The organism is Cupriavidus pauculus (genome assembly GCF_002858765.1).
GTDB lineage: Bacteria > Pseudomonadota > Gammaproteobacteria > Burkholderiales > Burkholderiaceae > Cupriavidus > Cupriavidus pauculus_B.
On the sequence record NZ_PJRP01000022.1, the window covers coordinates 102,559 to 118,799 of the forward strand.

At 66.9% G+C, this 16,241-nt stretch carries 17 protein-coding genes and 1 pseudogene; 7 read left to right on the forward strand and 11 right to left on the reverse strand.

The features are described from left to right. Nucleotides 1-252: 252 nt before the first annotated feature. Entirely contained in the window at nucleotides 253-1,173 is a 921-nt protein-coding gene (locus CYJ10_RS30355) for a LysR family transcriptional regulator (RefSeq protein WP_101685169.1), read from the reverse strand. A gap of 111 nt (nucleotides 1,174-1,284) precedes the next feature. Here CYJ10_RS30355 and CYJ10_RS30360 point away from each other — a divergent pair, with 111 nt between their 5' ends. The 5 genes from CYJ10_RS30360 to CYJ10_RS30380 all read left to right on the forward strand — a co-directional run bounded on the left by CYJ10_RS30360 (nucleotide 1,285) and on the right by CYJ10_RS30380 (nucleotide 6,298). Beyond that, the gene (locus CYJ10_RS30360) at nucleotides 1,285-2,454 is read left to right on the forward strand and encodes a CaiB/BaiF CoA transferase family protein (RefSeq protein ID WP_101685147.1); all 1,170 of its coding nucleotides are present in this window, start codon (nucleotides 1,285-1,287) and stop codon (nucleotides 2,452-2,454) included. A gap of 40 nt (nucleotides 2,455-2,494) precedes the next feature. Further along, a complete protein-coding gene (locus CYJ10_RS30365) occupies nucleotides 2,495-2,962 on the forward strand; it encodes a MaoC family dehydratase (RefSeq protein ID WP_101685148.1) in 468 nt (155 codons plus the stop codon). A gap of 108 nt (nucleotides 2,963-3,070) precedes the next feature. After that, nucleotides 3,071-4,090, forward strand: coding sequence for a Bug family tripartite tricarboxylate transporter substrate binding protein (locus CYJ10_RS30370; protein ID WP_101685149.1), 1,020 nt, complete (start codon nucleotides 3,071-3,073; stop codon nucleotides 4,088-4,090). Nucleotides 4,091-4,142: 52 nt separating this feature from the next. Next, nucleotides 4,143-5,303 carry an acyl-CoA dehydrogenase family protein gene (locus tag CYJ10_RS30375; RefSeq protein ID WP_101685150.1) on the forward strand — a complete coding sequence of 387 codons (1,161 nt, stop codon included), beginning with the start codon at nucleotides 4,143-4,145 and terminating at the stop codon, nucleotides 5,301-5,303. 14 nt (nucleotides 5,304-5,317) lie between these two features. Beyond that, nucleotides 5,318-6,298, forward strand: a complete 981-nt coding sequence (locus CYJ10_RS30380; RefSeq protein ID WP_101685151.1) for an acyl-CoA dehydrogenase family protein — start codon at nucleotides 5,318-5,320, stop codon at nucleotides 6,296-6,298. Nucleotides 6,299-6,316: 18 nt separating this feature from the next. Here CYJ10_RS30380 and CYJ10_RS30385 read toward each other — a convergent pair whose 3' ends face one another. The 5 genes from CYJ10_RS30385 to CYJ10_RS30405 all read right to left on the reverse strand — a co-directional run bounded on the left by CYJ10_RS30385 (nucleotide 6,317) and on the right by CYJ10_RS30405 (nucleotide 10,096). Further along, nucleotides 6,317-7,303 (reverse strand): FecR domain-containing protein, encoded by a 987-nt coding sequence (locus CYJ10_RS30385; protein WP_101685152.1) that lies wholly within the window; start codon nucleotides 7,301-7,303, stop codon nucleotides 6,317-6,319. After that, nucleotides 7,300-7,809 carry a sigma-70 family RNA polymerase sigma factor gene (locus tag CYJ10_RS30390; protein WP_101685153.1) on the reverse strand — a complete coding sequence of 170 codons (510 nt, stop codon included), beginning with the start codon at nucleotides 7,807-7,809 and terminating at the stop codon, nucleotides 7,300-7,302. The genes CYJ10_RS30385 and CYJ10_RS30390 overlap by 4 nt, the downstream gene beginning before the upstream one ends. 200 nt (nucleotides 7,810-8,009) lie before the next feature. Then, on the reverse strand, nucleotides 8,010-8,669 hold the full coding sequence (locus tag CYJ10_RS30395; protein ID WP_101685154.1) for an MliC family protein: 660 nt from the start codon (nucleotides 8,667-8,669) through the stop codon (nucleotides 8,010-8,012). 22 nt (nucleotides 8,670-8,691) lie between these two features. Beyond that, entirely contained in the window at nucleotides 8,692-9,078 is a 387-nt protein-coding gene (locus CYJ10_RS30400; protein WP_101685155.1) for a cupin domain-containing protein, read from the reverse strand. A gap of 124 nt (nucleotides 9,079-9,202) precedes the next feature. Then, nucleotides 9,203-10,096 (reverse strand): LysR family transcriptional regulator, encoded by an 894-nt coding sequence (locus CYJ10_RS30405; protein WP_101685156.1) that lies wholly within the window; start codon nucleotides 10,094-10,096, stop codon nucleotides 9,203-9,205. A gap of 138 nt (nucleotides 10,097-10,234) precedes the next feature. On the opposite strand from CYJ10_RS30405, the gene CYJ10_RS30410 reads away from it, so the two are divergent. Both CYJ10_RS30410 and CYJ10_RS30415 read left to right on the forward strand, forming a co-directional pair. After that, the gene (locus tag CYJ10_RS30410) at nucleotides 10,235-11,446 is read left to right on the forward strand and encodes a CaiB/BaiF CoA transferase family protein (RefSeq protein ID WP_101685157.1); all 1,212 of its coding nucleotides are present in this window, start codon (nucleotides 10,235-10,237) and stop codon (nucleotides 11,444-11,446) included. Nucleotides 11,447-11,480: 34 nt separating this feature from the next. Next, on the forward strand, nucleotides 11,481-12,479 hold the full coding sequence (locus CYJ10_RS30415; RefSeq protein WP_101685158.1) for a tripartite tricarboxylate transporter substrate binding protein: 999 nt from the start codon (nucleotides 11,481-11,483) through the stop codon (nucleotides 12,477-12,479). On the opposite strand, the gene CYJ10_RS30420 is transcribed toward CYJ10_RS30415, so the two are convergent. The 5 genes and pseudogenes from CYJ10_RS30420 to CYJ10_RS35020 form a co-directional block, all read right to left on the reverse strand. Beyond that, complete coding sequence (locus tag CYJ10_RS30420; RefSeq protein ID WP_101685159.1) at nucleotides 12,466-12,948, reverse strand: type II toxin-antitoxin system VapC family toxin; 483 nt, start codon at nucleotides 12,946-12,948, stop codon at nucleotides 12,466-12,468. The two genes, CYJ10_RS30415 and CYJ10_RS30420, sit on opposite strands and share 14 nt — an antisense overlap. Nucleotides 12,949-12,963: 15 nt before the next feature. Next, entirely contained in the window at nucleotides 12,964-13,164 is a 201-nt protein-coding gene (locus CYJ10_RS30425; RefSeq protein ID WP_101685160.1) for a hypothetical protein, read from the reverse strand. A gap of 415 nt (nucleotides 13,165-13,579) precedes the next feature. Continuing rightward, nucleotides 13,580-15,370 carry an alpha,alpha-trehalase TreF gene (treF, locus tag CYJ10_RS30430; RefSeq protein ID WP_219621556.1) on the reverse strand — a complete coding sequence of 597 codons (1,791 nt, stop codon included), beginning with the start codon at nucleotides 15,368-15,370 and terminating at the stop codon, nucleotides 13,580-13,582. After that, entirely contained in the window at nucleotides 15,357-16,133 is a 777-nt protein-coding gene (locus CYJ10_RS30435; RefSeq protein ID WP_257993603.1) for an SDR family NAD(P)-dependent oxidoreductase, read from the reverse strand. The genes treF and CYJ10_RS30435 overlap by 14 nt, the downstream gene beginning before the upstream one ends. Beyond that, a pseudogene (locus CYJ10_RS35020) lies at nucleotides 16,108-16,241 on the reverse strand (CoA transferase); the annotation flags it as partial. The pseudogene CYJ10_RS35020 and the gene CYJ10_RS30435, both read right to left, overlap by 26 nt.

The following is a 16,241-nucleotide window of genomic DNA, read 5'->3' on the forward strand; positions in this document are numbered from 1 at the left end:
GAAGTGTCAAGACATGCACCCGTGTGACAGAAGCGGATGGTGTCGCCGCTGATGGGGCAGTGGCCGTTGTCGGGATAGGGTTGGCCAGCGCGGCCGAATCGGCTGACCTGGCATCACGACGTGATATGAATTTCTTTGCGTCCGTGCTGAATAAATTTGGAGCGGATGCGTGTGATGTGTGAGTGCGGTGCATCGCACTTTCCGCGCGCGGCTGCGGTTGCCGCGGCCGACGCGAGGATCGGACTGCCAAGCCTACAGGCCAGGCGATTCCGAAGCCGCCTCATCCTGTGCAATCCACCGCGCCACGGACACAAACCGTTGTACATGTCGGTCGTCGGTGTCCTGCTGCGTGGCCAGCGCAATGCCGATGCGGTTGGTCGGGCGAGGGCTCGACAGGCGCAGGAAGCGCACCCGCCGGTTGGTGTAGCGCGCGGTCACGCCCGGCACCAGTGCGACGCCCAGTCCGCTTTCCACCAGGCTGACGATGGTCTGCACCTGCACCGCTTCCTGGGTGATACGGGGGACAAAGCCGGCCTGCTGGCATAGCAGCATCGCCACGGCCTGCAGATTCGGCACATCGGCGCTGGGATGCATGATGAACGGTTCGTCGGCCAGCGCCTTCAGCGCGATGCTGTCCTGGGCGGCGAAGCGGCTTTCGGCGGGCACGGCGGCCATGAACGAATCGGACTCCAGCGGCAGCAGCTGAAAGGGCCCGCTGTTCAGGATCGGAAAGCGCACCAGGCCGGCGTCGAGCTGACCGCGTTCGATGCGGTCAAGGATCGCGGCCGACGTCGATTCATGCAGGATCAGTTCGATACCAGGGTGTTCGCCGCGAAACGCCGGAATCAGGCGCGGCAGCAGTGCGTAGGTGGCCGATCCGACAAAGCCCACGCGCAGGGCCCCGCGCTCGCCATGTGCCGCGGACTGCGCGGCGGCGCGCGCCTGCTCTGCGTGGAACAGCGCGCGCCGGGCATCGTTCAGGGCGGCCTCACCCGCCTGGGTCAGACGCACGCCACGCGTGGTTCGCACGAACAGGGGCGCGCCCAGCGACGCTTCGAGCTTGCGGATCGAGATCGATAGCGGCGGCTGCGCCATATGCAGGCGCTCGGCGGCGCGGTGGAAGTTGCCGGTTTCGGCAAGCACGACAAACTGCTGCAGCTGGCGCAAGTCCATGGCGATATACAACCAATATCAGTTATTAAAAATCTAATATTAGACGCTAGCGGCCGGCTGGACTACGCTAAGCCCCCATCAGATCCACAAAAGCCATAAGGAGACACTGCGATGCTGCCCCTGTCTGGTATCCGTGTCGTCGACCTGTCGACGGTCGTCATGGGCCCCTACGCCAGCCAGTGGCTGGCCGACCTGGGTGCCGAAGTCATCAAGGTGGAAACCCCCGACGGCGATTCCACCCGCCGTACCGGCCCGGCAACGGAAGACGGCATGTCCGCCATTTTCCTGGGCGTGAACCGCAGCAAGAAGAGCGTGGTGCTGAACCTGAAGCAGCCGGCCGCACAGGCTGCGTTGCACAAACTGCTGGAAACGGCCGATGTGTTCCTGCACAGCATGCGTCCGCAGAAGCTGGGCAAGCTGGACCTGGACCCGGCCAGCGTCATGGCGCGGCATCCGCAACTGGTCTACGTGAGCCTGCTGGGCTTTGCCGAGGATGGCCCCTACGGCGGCCGGCCGGCCTACGACGACATCATCCAGGGGCTTTGCGGCAATGCCGCGCTGATGGCCGCGCAGACCGGCACCGTGCGCTACTTCCCGACCATCTCGGCCGACAAGACCAGCGGGTTGGTGGCCGCGCTGTCGATTTCGGCGGCGCTGGCTGGCCGCGAGCGCAACGGCGGCAAGGGCGGCATGGTGGAAGTGCCGATGTTCGAGTCGATGGTGGCCTTCAACCTGGTCGAGCACCTGTATGGCCAGCACTTCGAGCCGCCACGCGCCACGGCCGGCTATCCGCGCGTGCTGGCGCCGTTGCGACGGCCCTACCAGACGGCCGACGGCTACGTCTGCATGATGCCGTACACCGATGCCCACTGGCGCGACTTCTTCCAGGCGGCCGGCCGCGACGACCTGGCCGCCGATGCCCGCTTCACCGACATTGCCGCGCGTACGCGCCATATCGAGACGCTCTACGAGATCACCGGCGAGCTGGTGCGCGAACGCAGCACCGACGACTGGCTGGCGCTGTGCGAGACGCTGCAGATTCCGGTGGCGCGCGTGAACGACCTCGACGAACTGGTGGATGACCCCCACCTGCGGGCCACCGGCTTCTTCGATCAGGTGGACGACCCGGCCATGGGCACGCTGCGCTTTCCGGGGGCGCCGGTGCGCTTCGACGGTGAACGCGCCCATGCCAGCGTGCCGCCGCGCCTGGGCGAGCACACGCGCGAAGTGCTGGGCAACCTGGGCCTGAGCGACGCCGAAATTGCCGCGCTGGGTGATTGACCATCGCACCACACCAATCCACACACGACACGGAGAGCACATGACCGCAGCCAAGCCGCAACGCCTGGGACAGGGCTTCTACTGGCAGGACATTCAGGAAGGCCAGGTATTCGAGACCTTCCGCCGCACCGTGACCGAGACCGACCTGGTCAACTTCATCTCGGTCACCGGCATGCTGGAGGCCATCTTCATTGAGGAAGGGTACGAGGCCGGCGCGATCAAGGGCCGGCCGGTACCCGCCGCACTGACCTATGCGCTGATCGAGGGCTTCATCCTGCAGACGATGATCCAGGGCACGGGCCTGGCAATGCTGGAACTGACGCAGAAGATCCTCGGCCCGGTGCTGGTGGGCGACACGATCCACGCACGGATCACCGTGACCGGCGTGCGGCCGACGTCGAAGAGCGGCCGCGCTGTGGTGGACTCATCGATCGAGGTGTTCAACCAGCGCCAGGCGCTGGTCATGACCTATACCGCGCGGCGGCTGCTGGCCGGACGCGAGGCCTGATATGGCCTGAGACGGCCCGACCACGCGACGGCAAGTCGCGTCGACCGCGCGCTGCCTGCCCCCTTTACAGGGTGAGGCAGGATACGGCTATTACCGGAGGAGACAACCATGCCCACACAGAGCAGAATTGCCAGGCATTGCTTCAACATTCCCAAGCGCCGCGCATGGCTGCTGGCGCTGACAGGGTGCGCGCTGGCCATGGCCCCGCTGCCGCGCCCGGCGCTGGCCGCCACCTATCCCGAGCGGCCGATCCGGCTGGTGGTGCCGTTCCCGCCCGGCGGGCCTACCGACCTGGTATCGCGCGTGATCGCCCGCAAGATGTCGGACGAACTCGGTCAGCAGGTGCTGGTCGACAACCGGCCGGGCGCCAACGGCAACATCGGCAACGAGATCGTCGCCAAGTCGCCCGCCGATGGTTACACGGTGCTGTACAACACGTCGTCGATCGCGCTCAGCCAGGCGCTGTACAAGAAGCTGCCCTATGACGTAAAGCGTGACCTGGTGGCCGTGGCCATGACGGCCAACGTGCCGCTGGTGCTGGAAGTCAACGCGCAGGTGCCGGCGAACACGGTGCCCGAGTTCGTGGCCTGGCTCAAGTCGCACCCTGGCAAGATGACCTACGGCTCGGCTGGCAACGGCAACGTCACGCATCTGGCCGCGTTCCTGTTTCTGCAGGCCAACGGCCTGGACGCGGTGCATGCGCCGTACAAGGGCAGCGCTCCGGCGCTGACCGACCTGGCCAGCGGACAGGTGCAGTTCATGACCGACACGATCAATTCGTCGCTGCCGTTCATCCGGGACAAGCGCATGAAGGCGCTGGCCGTGACCAGCGCCGCGCGCAGTGCGCAATTGCCCGACGTGCCGACGCTGGCGGAATCCGGCATGCAGGGGTTCGAGGTCGGTGCCTGGCAGGGGATGATGGTGCCTGCGAAGACGCCGTCAGACATCGTTCGCAGGCTCAACGCGGCCGCGCTGAAGGCACTGGGTTCGGCCGATGTGCGCGCCAGTCTTGCCGCGCAAGGGGCCGAAGCGCGCGGCTCCAGCCCCGACGCCTACGCGAAATACCTGGCCCAGGAGATCGACCGCTGGCAGAAGGTGGTCAAGGACACGGGCGTCACGCTGGACTGACCGGCAATCACTCGCCGGTCGGCCGCTGGATGGACCAGTAAAGGAGTCGAGATTGCATCCGTTGTTTGGCACGTTCGCGCTGACCGCATTGCCTGCCGGGGCCACCGCGTTCCGGCAGCAGGTCAAGGCTTTCATGCAGGACCATTTGTCAGCGCTGCCGCCAGACGTGCGGGCGCGCTCGTGGATGGGTTTCGATGCCGGTTTCAGTCGTGCGCTGGCAAAGCGCGGATGGGTCGGCATCACGTTGCCGGCGCAGTACGGCGGGGCCGGTCTCGATGCGTTCTCGCGCTTTGTGCTGGTGGAGGAATTGCTGGCCTGCGGCGCGCCGGTGTCGGCCCACTGGATCGCCGACCGCCAGAGCGGGCCGCTGATCCTGCGCTACGGCAACGACACGCAGCGGGCGTTCTACCTGCCGCGCATCTGTCGCGGCGAGGCGTTCTTCTGCATCGGCATGAGCGAGCCCAATGCGGGCTCCGACCTGGCCAGCGTGGCCACGCGTGCGGTGCCGCTGCCCGATGGTGGATGGCGCCTGAATGGCCGCAAGATCTGGACGACCAATGCTGACCGCTGCCACTTCATGCTGGCGCTGGTGCGGACATCGGGCGAGACCGGCGATCGGCAGAAGGGGCTGTCGCAGGTGATCGTCGACCTGTCGCTGCCGGGCGTGACGGTGCGGCCGATCCACGACCTGGCCGGCGATGCGCATTTCTCGGAAGTCAGCTTCGACGACGTGCAATTGCCCGCCGACGCCCTGATCGGGCAGGAGGGCGCGGGCTGGGAGCAGGTCAACGCGGAACTGGCCTTCGAGCGCAGCGGCCCCGAACGGCTGTATTCGAGCGTGGTGCTGCTCGATGCGTGGATGGCGGCCCTGCGCCGGCTGCCGGCGGTGCAGCGCGATGTGGTGACGATCGGCCGGATCATGGGCCAGCTTGCCACGCTGCGCGCCATGTCGCTGGCGGTGACTGCCAGGCTGGCGGCCGGCGAAAGCCCGCTGGTCGAAGCCGCGCTGGTCAAGGACCTGGGCACCGGGCTGGAGCAATCGATCGGCGCGCTGGCCGAGGCGGCACTGGGCGACCTGGCCGACCTTGCCGCCGATGCCGACCTGTATCGCACGGCCGCCTATGTGAGCCAGATCTCGCCCACCTATTCGCTGCGGGGCGGCACGCGCGAAATCCTGCGCGGGATGATCGCGCGTGGCCTGGGACTACGCTGACACGGAGAGTGGGCATGGACGATATTTACGCCGATGCGCTGGAAACGGTCCTGCGCGATCACTGCACGCCGGCCGTGGTGCGCGCCATCGAGGCCGGCGCCGAGCCGGTAGCCTCCGCGCTCTGGGCGCAACTCGACGCCAGTGGCTTCGCGGACAGCCTGCTGCCCGACGGACTGACGTTGCGCGACCTGTTGCCGATGCTGCGGGTCACCGGCCAGTACGCGACACCGCTGCCGCTGGGCCAGACGATCTTTGCACGCGCGCTGCTGCACGCGGCCGGCGTCGCCATTCCGGACGGCCCCATCGCGCTGGCCAGCTTCGGCCCGCAAGCGCGCACGCTGGTTGCCGATGGCGCAACGGCACGCTGGTTCCTGGCGCAGCAGGCGGACCGCGCCTGGCTGTTGCACCGCGACGCCGCCGATGTGGCGCCCACCGGGGTGCACGGCGACCTGACCGTCAGCATCGCAGGCGGGCCGGCGTCAGCCTTTGCCTTGCCGCCGGGCACGCTGCGCACGATTGGCGCGGCGCTGCATGCCGCGCAGATGGCTGGGGCCATTGCACGCGTGTTCGACCTGACCCTGCAGTACGCCAACGACCGCGTGCAGTTTGGCCGGCCCGTGGGCAAGTTCCAGGCGATCCAGCACCAGATCAGTGTGATGGCTGAGCAGGTGGCGGCCACGCGCATTGCTGCGCAGATCGCATTTTCCGGCGATGGCTGGACGCCGCATCGCATGCACGCGGCCATCGCCAAGTTCGGCGCCAGCGATGCCGTCGCGCCGGTCACTTCGATGGCCCACGCGGTGCACGGGGCCATCGGCATCACCGCCGAATACGATCTCCAGCTCTATACGCGCCGGCTGCATGCTTGGCGCGTGGCCGATGGGTCCGAGCAATACTGGGCCCGCGAGATCGGCCAGGCCGCCTGCGAGGCGAGTGTCGGTGCGGAAATCGGGGCCGTGGATATCATCCGCGCCTGGAGCGGCGAGGCCGTATAAGAAATCGTAGAACGACGATCAGGCGGGCAGTACCGTGGTCCAGTAGCGCGTCATGAAATGGACGCGCACGGGCAGCATGCTGCGCAGTGCGTCAAGGATGCGGTCGGTGTCGGCAACGGGGAAGGTGCCGGAAACCCGCAGTGTCGCGATGGTCGGATCGCAGCGCAGATGGCCAGGACGGTAGCGATCGACATCGGCCAGGAACGCATCGAGCCGCATGTCGGCCGCCACCAGCATGCCTTCCGTCCAGGCGGTGGCGGTGTCGGATAACGGCGCGGGTGCGTCCACGCTCTCCGCCGTGAAGTGCGCGGCGTGGCCGGCCATGATGACGCGCTCGGCGGCGATGGCTTCGGCGGGTCGCACCGATACCGCGCCTTCGGTCACGCCGATCCAGCCCGCATCGGTGAGATGGCGTACCGCGAAGCGCGTACCCAACGGCCGCAGCGTGGCCGCCTGTGTGGCCACGATGAACGGCCGAGGCGCCGACGCGGTATCGCGTGCCGTTTCAATCTGGATCTCGCCGCGCTTCAGGACCACACGGCGCTCGGTTGCCGAGAAGGCGATGTCGATGGCGGTATCCGTATTGAGTTGCACGTGCGTGCCGTCGTCGAGGGTCAGCCGGCGCTGCGCTCCCACGGCGGTGTGGGCATCGGCCAGCCACCCCTGCAGGGGCGCGTGTTCGCGCGTCATCCACGCCGCGCCACCCCCCACGAACAGCGTGGCGAGCGCCCGGACGGCCTGGCGGCGACTGGCCGACTGCGGCGGCGTCAACGCGGCATTGGCTACCGCGCTGGCCAGCGGCGAGGCCACGCCGCGCAGCCGCGCATTGACGGCTTCGATCTGCGCCCAGGCACGCGCGTGTTCGGGATGCTGGTCGAGCCAGCGGCGCCAGGCGGCGCGGGTGGCATCGTCGGCGTCGCCGCCTTGCAGCGTGACCAGCCATTCCACGGCGGCATGCGCCACTTCGGGCCTGACGCCCAAGGTCGAGGCGGCTTGGCGGGTCATGGCGCGGCCATCGCGAAATAGCACTGCGTGCCGGCACGAATCAGGTAGCGCTTGACGGTGGTGACGGAGATCTTCAAGGTGGCGGCGATTTCGGCCTGGCTCAGGCCATCGAGCTGCGCCATCAGGAAGGCGCGCTGCACCGGCACGGGCAAGCCGTCGAGCAGTTCGGCGATTTCCTGCAGCGTCTCGAGCAGGATCGCGCGTTCCTCGACCGAGGGCACCAGCGACGGCGGCTGGTGCGCGAGCGCTTCCAGATAGGCCTGTTCCAGCTTGTCGCGCCGCCACTGGTTGGCCATCACGCGTTGCGCGACGGTGGTCAGAAAGGCACGTGGCTCAAGAATGGACGGGGTTTCCTCGCGGGCCAGCAGGCGCATGAACGTGTCCTGGGCCAGGTCGGCGGAACGGTGCCAGCAGCCCACCTTGCGGTGTAGCCAGCCGAGTAGCCAGCTGTGATGGTTGCTGTACAGCGCGTGAATGTCCTGATGCGGACCGGCGTCGGCGGCCATTGTCCTTTCCTTGTCGCCGCGGCGGGCCTGCAGAGGTACGAATACCGGGAAATGAGAATCGTTATTATATGGATGCGTGCAACGGGCGGCAAATGGAACTTGGCCTGCACGTGAGGAATATGGGGGAATCTGTGGCGACCGTCGTGTCTGTGCCACGTATCCACGTATCCACGTGCCGCGTATCGGGCGCGGCGCCGCCTTCAGTGGGCGGTCATCTCCACGCGGCAATCCATTTCGGGTTTGCCGGGCAGCGCCAGCCGGGCGTCCGCTCCCTTGTCCCAGAACTGCGCCTCGCCGTCCTTCAGCGTGGCGACATAGCGCGCCCCCGAGGCCGCCGGCGCTTGCTGCAGCACGACTTGCTGATCCAGCCAGCGCAGGTAGGCGTAACCGGGGTCGGTCTGCACGAAGGTGCCGGCGATGACCGCGTCCACGCCGGGGCATCGGATATTGAACGGGCCCCGGCTGATGCCGCGCTCGTCCTGCGTATGCGCGCCCGCGTAGCCATGACGCAGGTCGTAGATCCGCTGCAGATAGGTGGTGGCCGTGCAGGCGCGCGCATCGTCGGCCTTCCAGCAGTCGTTGCGGCCCTTGATCCAGCCACGCTGCTCGGCAATCAGCGATTTTTTCTGCGCGGTTGGCAGCGACCGGGCATCGAGCGCCAGGCCGTAGAGCCGGGTGGTTTCGCGGTCCAGCCGCGCCAGGGTGGCGTCCTTGCAGACCATCTGCTCGATCTGGCCTTCCGCCTTCTTGCAGTCGAAGCTCGGCGTGACGGCCGTCGGCGCGGCGTGGGCGGGACCGGCGAGAACCAGAACGGCAGGGAGCAGGGTCAGGGCGGCAAGCAGGGCGGGCTGGCTGGGCATGGCAGGAACTCCTGCGGGCCGCTCAGCCCGCGTTGCGATCGATCACGACGAAATGCTTGCGTACCGGTTCGATGACTTCAAAGACGCCCTCGAATCCCGCCGGGATCACACAGGCATCGCCCGGGCCGAACTCCCGTGCGCTACCAGTATGGCTGGTGATGCGCAGCCGGCCACTGATGATGCAGAAGAATTCTTCCTTGCCCGCCGGAAAGGCGATGCGCCACGCGCCCGGCTGGCACGCCCAGATGCCGCAGTCGAAGTCGCCCTGCTCGGCGCTGTAGTGCGTCCAGGTGGTGCGGTCCGGATTGCCCTGCACCAGGCGGTCGGGGCGCGGATTGTCGTGGGCGGGGGCCGGTTCGGCACGAAAATCGACCAGGGAGACGGAGGCGGCGGAAATGGGGTGCGACATGGCTGAAGACCCGGCGGAATCCGGGCGGGGCGGGGTGTAAAGCTGGAAGTGTAGCCGCCGGACGGCCGCGCCCGCCCGCGTGCGGCCCGAGGCGCCCGGCGCCGCCGATCTCGGCGCTCGTCGGTTATCGGCTGGTCGCCTTGTCGCGCAGGAAGGCGACCAGCGTCGTGACGGCGCGCGTCTGGTAGCGGGCCGGCATGTACAGCAGGTACATGGTGGTGCGCAGGAAGGCTAGGTCCTGAGGCGGCAGGGGCAATTGCAGCAGGGCGCCGGCGGCCAGATCGCGGTCGACCATGTAGCGGGGCACCAGGCCCACACCCAGCCCCTGAAGGATGGCCTCGCGCAGGAAGAAGAAGTTTGCCGACATCAGGCGCGGGCGGATATTCGGCACCCCGCCCGCCGCACCCGCCCGACCCGCCGCATGCAGCTTCTGACCGGTCAGTTCGGACGTTATCAGCGGCAAGTCCCGGAACTGGTCAAGCGTGCGCGGCATGCCGTGTTCGCGCACCAGCGCCGGCGTGGCGCAAGCCACGTATTCGACATCGCCCAGGCTGTGGGCCACGGCATTGGTTGGCGTTTCGGCCATGACGCGGATGGAGAAGTCCACCGCACCCTTGATCAGGTCCTCGATGTCATTGTCAAAAATGACATTGAGCGTGATGGCGGGGTACATCGTCATGAACTCAATGAACCACGCCGACATGGTGTGCTGGCCGAATCCGCTCGGCACGCTGAGCCGCACTGTACCGCTCAGGCGCTTGCCCAGGCTCTGTACCGATTCCTGGGCGGCCATCAGTTCGTGGCGGATGGCACGGCCATGTTCGTAAAGTTGCCATCCCAGTTCGGTGGGTTCGAGCTGCCGGGTGCTGCGCCTGAGCAGTTCGGCGCCCAGCTGCCGCTCGAAATGATTGAGCCGCTTGCTCACATTGGCGCGGCTCATGCCCAGCTGACTGGCGGCTCGGCTCAGGTTTCCAGCGTCGATGATGTCGACCAGCAATGCGAGGGCGTTCAGGTCCATTGTCAACCTTGAGTATTCAGATATGTTGAAAACTGGTTGCAATTGTCAAGGATTCGGAACATATGGACAATGCATGCTCGTAAAGACAACCGGACCTCCCTGGCAGGAACAGATCCGGAAGCGGGGAGACTCAGCAACATGAATCAAGAAAACATGGCATCGCTGCCGCTGGCCGGCGTGCGGGTGCTGGACCTGTCACGTGTGCTGGCAGGACCGATGTGCGCGATGGCGTTGGCCGACCTCGGTGCGGACGTCATCAAGGTGGAACATCCCGCCCGGGGCGACGACACCCGCGATTGGGGCGTGCGCATCGGCACACGCAATACCTCCTATTTCAATAGCGCCAACCGCAACAAGCGATCGGTGACGCTGGACCTGCAAAGCGAAGCGGGCCTGGCGCTGGCCCGGCAACTCGCCGCGCAGTGCGATGTCGTGATCCAGAATTTCAAGGTGGGCGGCGCCGAAAAACTCGGCCTGGGCTACGAACAGCTCAGCGAGATCAATCCGCGCCTGGTCTACTGCTCGATTTCCGGCTATGCGCGCTTCACCCCCGAAGCCGAACGTCCCGGCTACGATCTGGTCGTGCAGGGTGAGTCCGGCGTGATGGCCACCAACGGCGAGGCCGGTCAGGGCCCGCTGAAGTTCGGCGTGGCGGCAGTCGACATGTTCACGGGCATGTATTCCGCCCAGGCGATCCTGGCTGCGTTGTTCGCGCGCCAGTCCACCGGTCGCGGCCGCCACGTGCAGATGGCGCTTTACGACTGCGGCGTAATGATCACGTCCTACTACGGCATGGAGGCATTGCTCAAGGCCGGCGACCCGCCCAAGTTCGGCAATGCCCATCCGTCCATTGTTCCTTATGGCGTGTTCGAGGCCGCCGACGGACCGCTGGTGATCACGGTCGGCAACAACGGACAGTTCCAGCGTTTCTGCCGCGAGGTCATCGGTTGCCCGGAATGGGCCGACGACGAACGCTTTGCCACCAACACGGCCCGCTCGGCCCATCGCGACGTGTTGCTCGCGCAGGTACGCGAGCGGCTCCAGCGCTTTACGCGCGCCGAACTGCTGCAGCGCCTGACGGCCGCGCAGATCCCCTGCGGCGAGGTGCTGGGCATGCTGGACGCCCTGCAATCCGAACGCACGGCGCAGGCCGGCCTGCTGCATCGCTTCGAGGACAGCGAAGCCGGCGCGCAGGCTGTGCTGGCACCGCCATATGCGCTCGATGGCCAGCGCCTGCCCGTGCGCATGCCACCGCCCCACATGGGCCAGCACACGCACGAAGTGTTCAAGGAATTGCTAGCGCTCGACGACAACGCCATCGCGGATCTGCAATCGCGAGGCGTGATCTGACACCCCGAATTTTCGATCGACAGGAGACAAGACAATGACCAAGCTGCTACTGAGCCGCCGCCAGGTACTGAAGGCGGGAGCCGCCGCGTCGATGGCCGCCGTGATGCCCTCGGTGCTGGCCAAGACCGGCTGGCCAGACAAGTTCATCAAGATGGTGGTGGCATTCCCCGCTGGTGGCCCCACCGATACCGCCGCGCGCATCGTGGCGCAGAAGCTGTCGGAACGCCTCGGGCAGCAGGTCATCATCGAGAACAAGCCCGGTGCTTCGGGCTCGATCGGCACGGCCAGCTTCATCCGCAGCCCGGCCGATGGCTACAACCTGTCGATGTTCGGCATGCCGGCCCTGCTGGCGCCGCTGATGTACAAGACCAACGCCTACGACGTCAAGAAGGACTTCCTGTCCGTGGCCACGGTCTACGTGCTGCCGATGGCCATCGTCATCAACCCGGCCGTGGTGCCGCACGTCGAAACGCTCGCCGATCTGATCCGCTTCGCCAAGGCTAGCAAGACGCCGTTGAGCTATACCAGCTCGGGCACCGGCAGCTTTGGCCATCTGGCCATGGAGCAGCTCAAGGACCTGGGCGGCTTCGACGTGCTGCACGTGCCCTACCGAGGCAGCGCGCCGGCCGTGGCCGATCTGCTCGGCGGCCAGGTGGGCATCATGTTTGCCGACGTGGTCGCCGCCCTGCCGCATATCCGTGCCGGCAAGCTCAAGGCCATCGCGCTGAGTTCCCCCAACGCCCGCGTGCTGCTGCCGGGCGTGAAGACCGTATCGGAGCAGGGCTTCCCGGGCTTCGACTTCGATTCCTGGGGCGGCCTGATCGCGCCGCTGGACACCCCGCAGCCCATCGTCGACCGCATCGCCAGCGAGACGCGCGACATCATCGGCAAGGACAAGGAACTGCAGCAGAAGCTGGTCAGCGCCGGTGCCATCGCGTCGTTCCAGGACGGCAAGCAGATGCAGGCGAGGCTCAACAAGGACTACGACCGCTGGAGCGCCATCGTCAAGGCCAAGGGCATCAGTGCAAGCTGAGGCCGTCGCGTAGGGCTGGCGTTCGAGCCGGCGTGCGCGGCATCGGCGGTCCCGTCCCGAAGGGATCGACCAGCCGCACGCCGGTCTGGGCGAAATCCCGGACGTTGCGCGTGACCACCGCCAGGCCGTGAATCATCGCGTTGGCGGCGATCATCTTGTCCAGCGGGTTCTCTGGATGGGGCACCCGCAGGTGGCCCCACAGCTCGACCACGCGTCCGTCGACGCCAAGGATGTTGTGCAGGTAGCGGCGTTGCATGGCCACTAGCCATTCGTCCAGCGCCTGGCATTGCTGCCGGTCGCTCCGGAACCGCTTCAGTTCCACACCACGCCGCAGTTCTCCCATCGTCACCACCGAGACGAACAGGGCGTGGCCATCGGCCTCGGCATCCTCGAAGAAGGCGCGCACGCCGGGGTCGGCCCGGCGCCCCTTGCGGCTTTCGCTGATGACATCGGTGTCGATCAGATACATGTCCCGGCCCCCCCGTTATTGAACCCGTGCAAAGTCCTGGTCGTCGTAGGCGTCGCCCGGCGGAATCGTCTTGAGGAACGCCGCGAACGTCGGCTTGCGGGCGGGTTTGGCTCTGGCTGCAAGCGGCTTGCCGCCATCGCGTGACGCGCGGTGCGTGTCTGTGTCAGCCGCGCTTTCGTCGAGATTCCCGGGGGTGGGTTTGTCGTGCTGTTTCATGCTGGGCCTCCGTCATCGGTGAGTGAGTGAGGCGCCATGTTGCATGCGGAAAGGCCCGAAGTTTGTGTCGGGATGTGACGGGTGACCGACTGTTGATCCAGCGTAATGCGGGTGTCGGCGATGCGCCGCGGCGGCAAAATTTGGCCCGGAAAAGAAATACCCCGACGCGCGGGATCGTCGGGGTAGTAAGAGTTGCCAAGTCGTTTAGGGTCGTGTCGAAATGACCCTACGTCAGTGTGACGTTCCGTACCTGCTACGCCAATAACTCACATGAGTTATTGGCGTATCCGGAACAATCCCTGCGAAATGCGGCATTGCGTCACGAAATTCTGAACAAAGGAACGAAATTCCGAATCCTGGGTAGTTCATGCGCCGCCAGCCGTTGTGGCGCCGCGATGCGGCCGGCTTCCATCGATCATTCGCCGGTGTCGGGGCGGCCCGCCTTGCTGCGTCGCGCGGGGTGCCACGGATAGACCGCCAGTAGTGCGTTGACCACACCGTTGGTCCAGCCAAAGCCGTCCTGCAGCGGATATTCGCCGCCGCCGCCCCCTTCTGCGCCGCCTGCACGGCGTCGCTGCAAGCGATATTTCTCCACGAGCTTGTATTCCGAGACATAGAGGCTGGCCACGGTCTGGAGCCACCGGTGTGCGATGTCGTCGGCCAGCGCGTCGCAGCCATAGCGGCGCAGGCCCATGATGCCGATCCACTGCAGCGGCGCCCAGCCGTTCGGCCTGTCCCATTGCTCGCCGGAGTCGATCTCCGTCGTGGCCAGGCCGCCTTCCTCGACCAGGCGGGCGGCCACCACGTCGGCCACCTGCGCGGCCTGCTCCGGGGTAGCCAGCCCCAGGAACAGCGGCATCAGCGTGGCCGCGCTCAGACAGGGTCGCGGTGCGCCGCGATGCCAGTCGAAATCGACGAAGGCGCCCGTGCCGGTGTCCCACATGGTGGCCGAGATGGCTTGCCGGCGACGGTCCGCGGCCTCGCGGTAGCGCGTGGCACCGTCACGGTCGCCGGCGCGCTCGCACAGCTCGCTCAGGCGGCATTCGGTGTGCCAGAGCAGGGCGTTCAGGTCGATGGGCAGGATTGCCGTGGTGCGGATGGTGGCCAGGTCGCAGGTCGGCTGGCCGCTGGCCAGGTCGGGCTCGCACCAGCGCGAACTGAAATCCCAGCCCGATTCCGCCGCGGCACGCAGGTCGCGGAATACCAGGTGCGCGGGGCGATCGGCGCGGCGCGCCGTGGCAACGTCTTCCAGGTAGGCTTCCTCGCGCGGATGGGCGCGGTCGTCCCAGTAGCGGTTGAGCAAGGCGCCGCCGGGCATGCGCACCAGGCGCCGGTAGGCGTTGCCCGGGGCCAGGTGCGCGGCGCCGTCCATCCAGAACGCATATTCGCGTTCGAGCTGCGGCAGGTAGCGCACGGCCGCATCGACGCCCTGATCCTCGAACAGGTCGGTCATCAGTACGAACACGGGCGGCTGCGAACGGCTCAGGTAGTACGATCGCGTGCCGTTGGGCACCAGCCCGTAGGTGTCCAGCAGATAGGCGAAGTTGTCGGCCATCGCGCGCAGCAGGTCTTGCCGGCCGCTGGCCGACAGGCCCAGCATGGTGAAGTACGAGTCCCAGTAGTACAGCTCGCGAAAGCGGCCGCCCGGCACCACATAGGGCTGGGGCAGCGGCAGCAGCGAACAGCGCGGGGGATGTTCGGCGGGCTCGCGCGTCAGCACCGGCCACAGGCCGTCGATATGCTCGCGCAGCGAATTGTCCGGATCGGATTCGTAGTGATCGTCCGACACGGTCTCGCGCGCGAAATACGTGCGGACGAAGGCCTCCAGCGAGAAATCCGGTGCGGCCCGCTCGGCGCGGTAGCGCGCCAGGATGGCTTCGGGCGCGTCAAGTGGAATGCAGTCGGGGAAGGTCTTGCTGTCCGCGAACATGCCGCTGGCCTGCACGTCGACGAACAGTTCGGCGTAGCGTTCCGCCGGCGACACCGTGTCGGCGTCTGCGCAGCCGGGCAGCATACACGGGGCGGGGGCAGGCAGATGGGTGACGCAGGGCGCGTGCCCGTGACAGTGCGGCGGCAAGGGGGGCTGGCCCGGCGCCTGGGCCAGCATGGCGGGCGGGGCCGCTGCTGTCGCGGCATCAGCCTGGGCGGGCTGGGTGCGCGCGGCGACGTGGGGCACGCGCCCGGTGGCCACGTTATTGTTCCGCATAGTTCCAGAGCAGTCCGCCATCGATTACGAGCGTGGTGCCGGTGATGTAGTCGGCATCGGCGCTTGCCAGGTAGGCCACTAGCCCGGCGACTTCGTCGGGTTGGCCCAACCGCCCCAGCGGGATGTTGGCGAGCAGCGCTTGCAGTTCGGCGCGGTCGGCCATCAGCTTGCGGTTGATTGGCGTCTGGATGGCGCCCGGTGCGATGTTGTTGACCGTGATGCCGGCTGGCGCCAGTTCGATGGCCAGGTTGCGCATCAACATGCGCAGGCCGCCCTTGCTGGCGCAGTAGCTCGTGAAATGCGGGAAGGGCAGGTCCTCGTGGACAGAACTGATATTGATGACCTTGCCGCCCAGCTTGCAGGCCAGTCTGTGCTTCACGAACTGCTGGGTAAGGAAGAACGGCCCCTTGAGATTGGTATCTAGCACGCGATCGTAGTCGGCCTCGGTGACCTCGGTGAACGGCGCGCGCACTTCGACGCCGGCGTTGTTGACCAGGATGTCGAGACTGCCCGACGGCGCCACTGCAGCCACGGCCTGATCGACGATGGCAAACGCCTGCGCCACGTTGCCGATGTCGCCCGCGACCACATGGGCGCGGCGGCCTGCCGCCCGTACGCCATCGGCGGTTTCGTCGGCCTCGGCGTCGTGCTTGTGCGCCGCAACAACGATGTCGGCGCCTTCCTGGGCAAGGCGCAATGCGATGGCACGGCCGATGCCGCCCGCGCCACCCGTGACCAGTGCTGAGCACGTGCGCCGATCCACTGGGCCCCGGCGATTCGCCCGTGGCAAAGTGGATGGCCGCATGCCAGTAGAGCTGCTGCAGCCCGGCCTCGATCAGCGAGGTCTCCACCACCTGGCCGCGCCCGGTCT

Coding starts and splice junctions, on each gene's coding strand:
- treF (WP_219621556.1), bottom strand. CDS start 15,370: ATGCGGAACAATAACGTGGCCACCGGGCGCGTGCCCCACGTCGCCGCG.
- CYJ10_RS30415 (WP_101685158.1), top strand. CDS start 11,481: ATGACCAAGCTGCTACTGAGCCGCCGCCAGGTACTGAAGGCGGGAGCC.
- CYJ10_RS30365 (WP_101685148.1), top strand. CDS start 2,495: ATGACCGCAGCCAAGCCGCAACGCCTGGGACAGGGCTTCTACTGGCAG.
- CYJ10_RS30390 (WP_101685153.1), bottom strand. CDS start 7,809: ATGGCCGCCGACGCCGGTCCGCATCAGGACATTCACGCGCTGTACAGC.
- CYJ10_RS30425 (WP_101685160.1), bottom strand. CDS start 13,164: ATGAAACAGCACGACAAACCCACCCCCGGGAATCTCGACGAAAGCGCG.
- CYJ10_RS30385 (WP_101685152.1), bottom strand. CDS start 7,303: ATGACCCGCCAAGCCGCCTCGACCTTGGGCGTCAGGCCCGAAGTGGCG.
- CYJ10_RS30370 (WP_101685149.1), top strand. CDS start 3,071: ATGCCCACACAGAGCAGAATTGCCAGGCATTGCTTCAACATTCCCAAG.
- CYJ10_RS30405 (WP_101685156.1), bottom strand. CDS start 10,096: ATGGACCTGAACGCCCTCGCATTGCTGGTCGACATCATCGACGCTGGA.
- CYJ10_RS30400 (WP_101685155.1), bottom strand. CDS start 9,078: ATGTCGCACCCCATTTCCGCCGCCTCCGTCTCCCTGGTCGATTTTCGT.
- CYJ10_RS30395 (WP_101685154.1), bottom strand. CDS start 8,669: ATGCCCAGCCAGCCCGCCCTGCTTGCCGCCCTGACCCTGCTCCCTGCC.
- CYJ10_RS30355 (WP_101685169.1), bottom strand. CDS start 1,173: ATGGACTTGCGCCAGCTGCAGCAGTTTGTCGTGCTTGCCGAAACCGGC.
- CYJ10_RS30380 (WP_101685151.1), top strand. CDS start 5,318: ATGGACGATATTTACGCCGATGCGCTGGAAACGGTCCTGCGCGATCAC.
- CYJ10_RS30360 (WP_101685147.1), top strand. CDS start 1,285: ATGCTGCCCCTGTCTGGTATCCGTGTCGTCGACCTGTCGACGGTCGTC.
- CYJ10_RS30410 (WP_101685157.1), top strand. CDS start 10,235: ATGAATCAAGAAAACATGGCATCGCTGCCGCTGGCCGGCGTGCGGGTG.
- CYJ10_RS30420 (WP_101685159.1), bottom strand. CDS start 12,948: ATGTATCTGATCGACACCGATGTCATCAGCGAAAGCCGCAAGGGGCGC.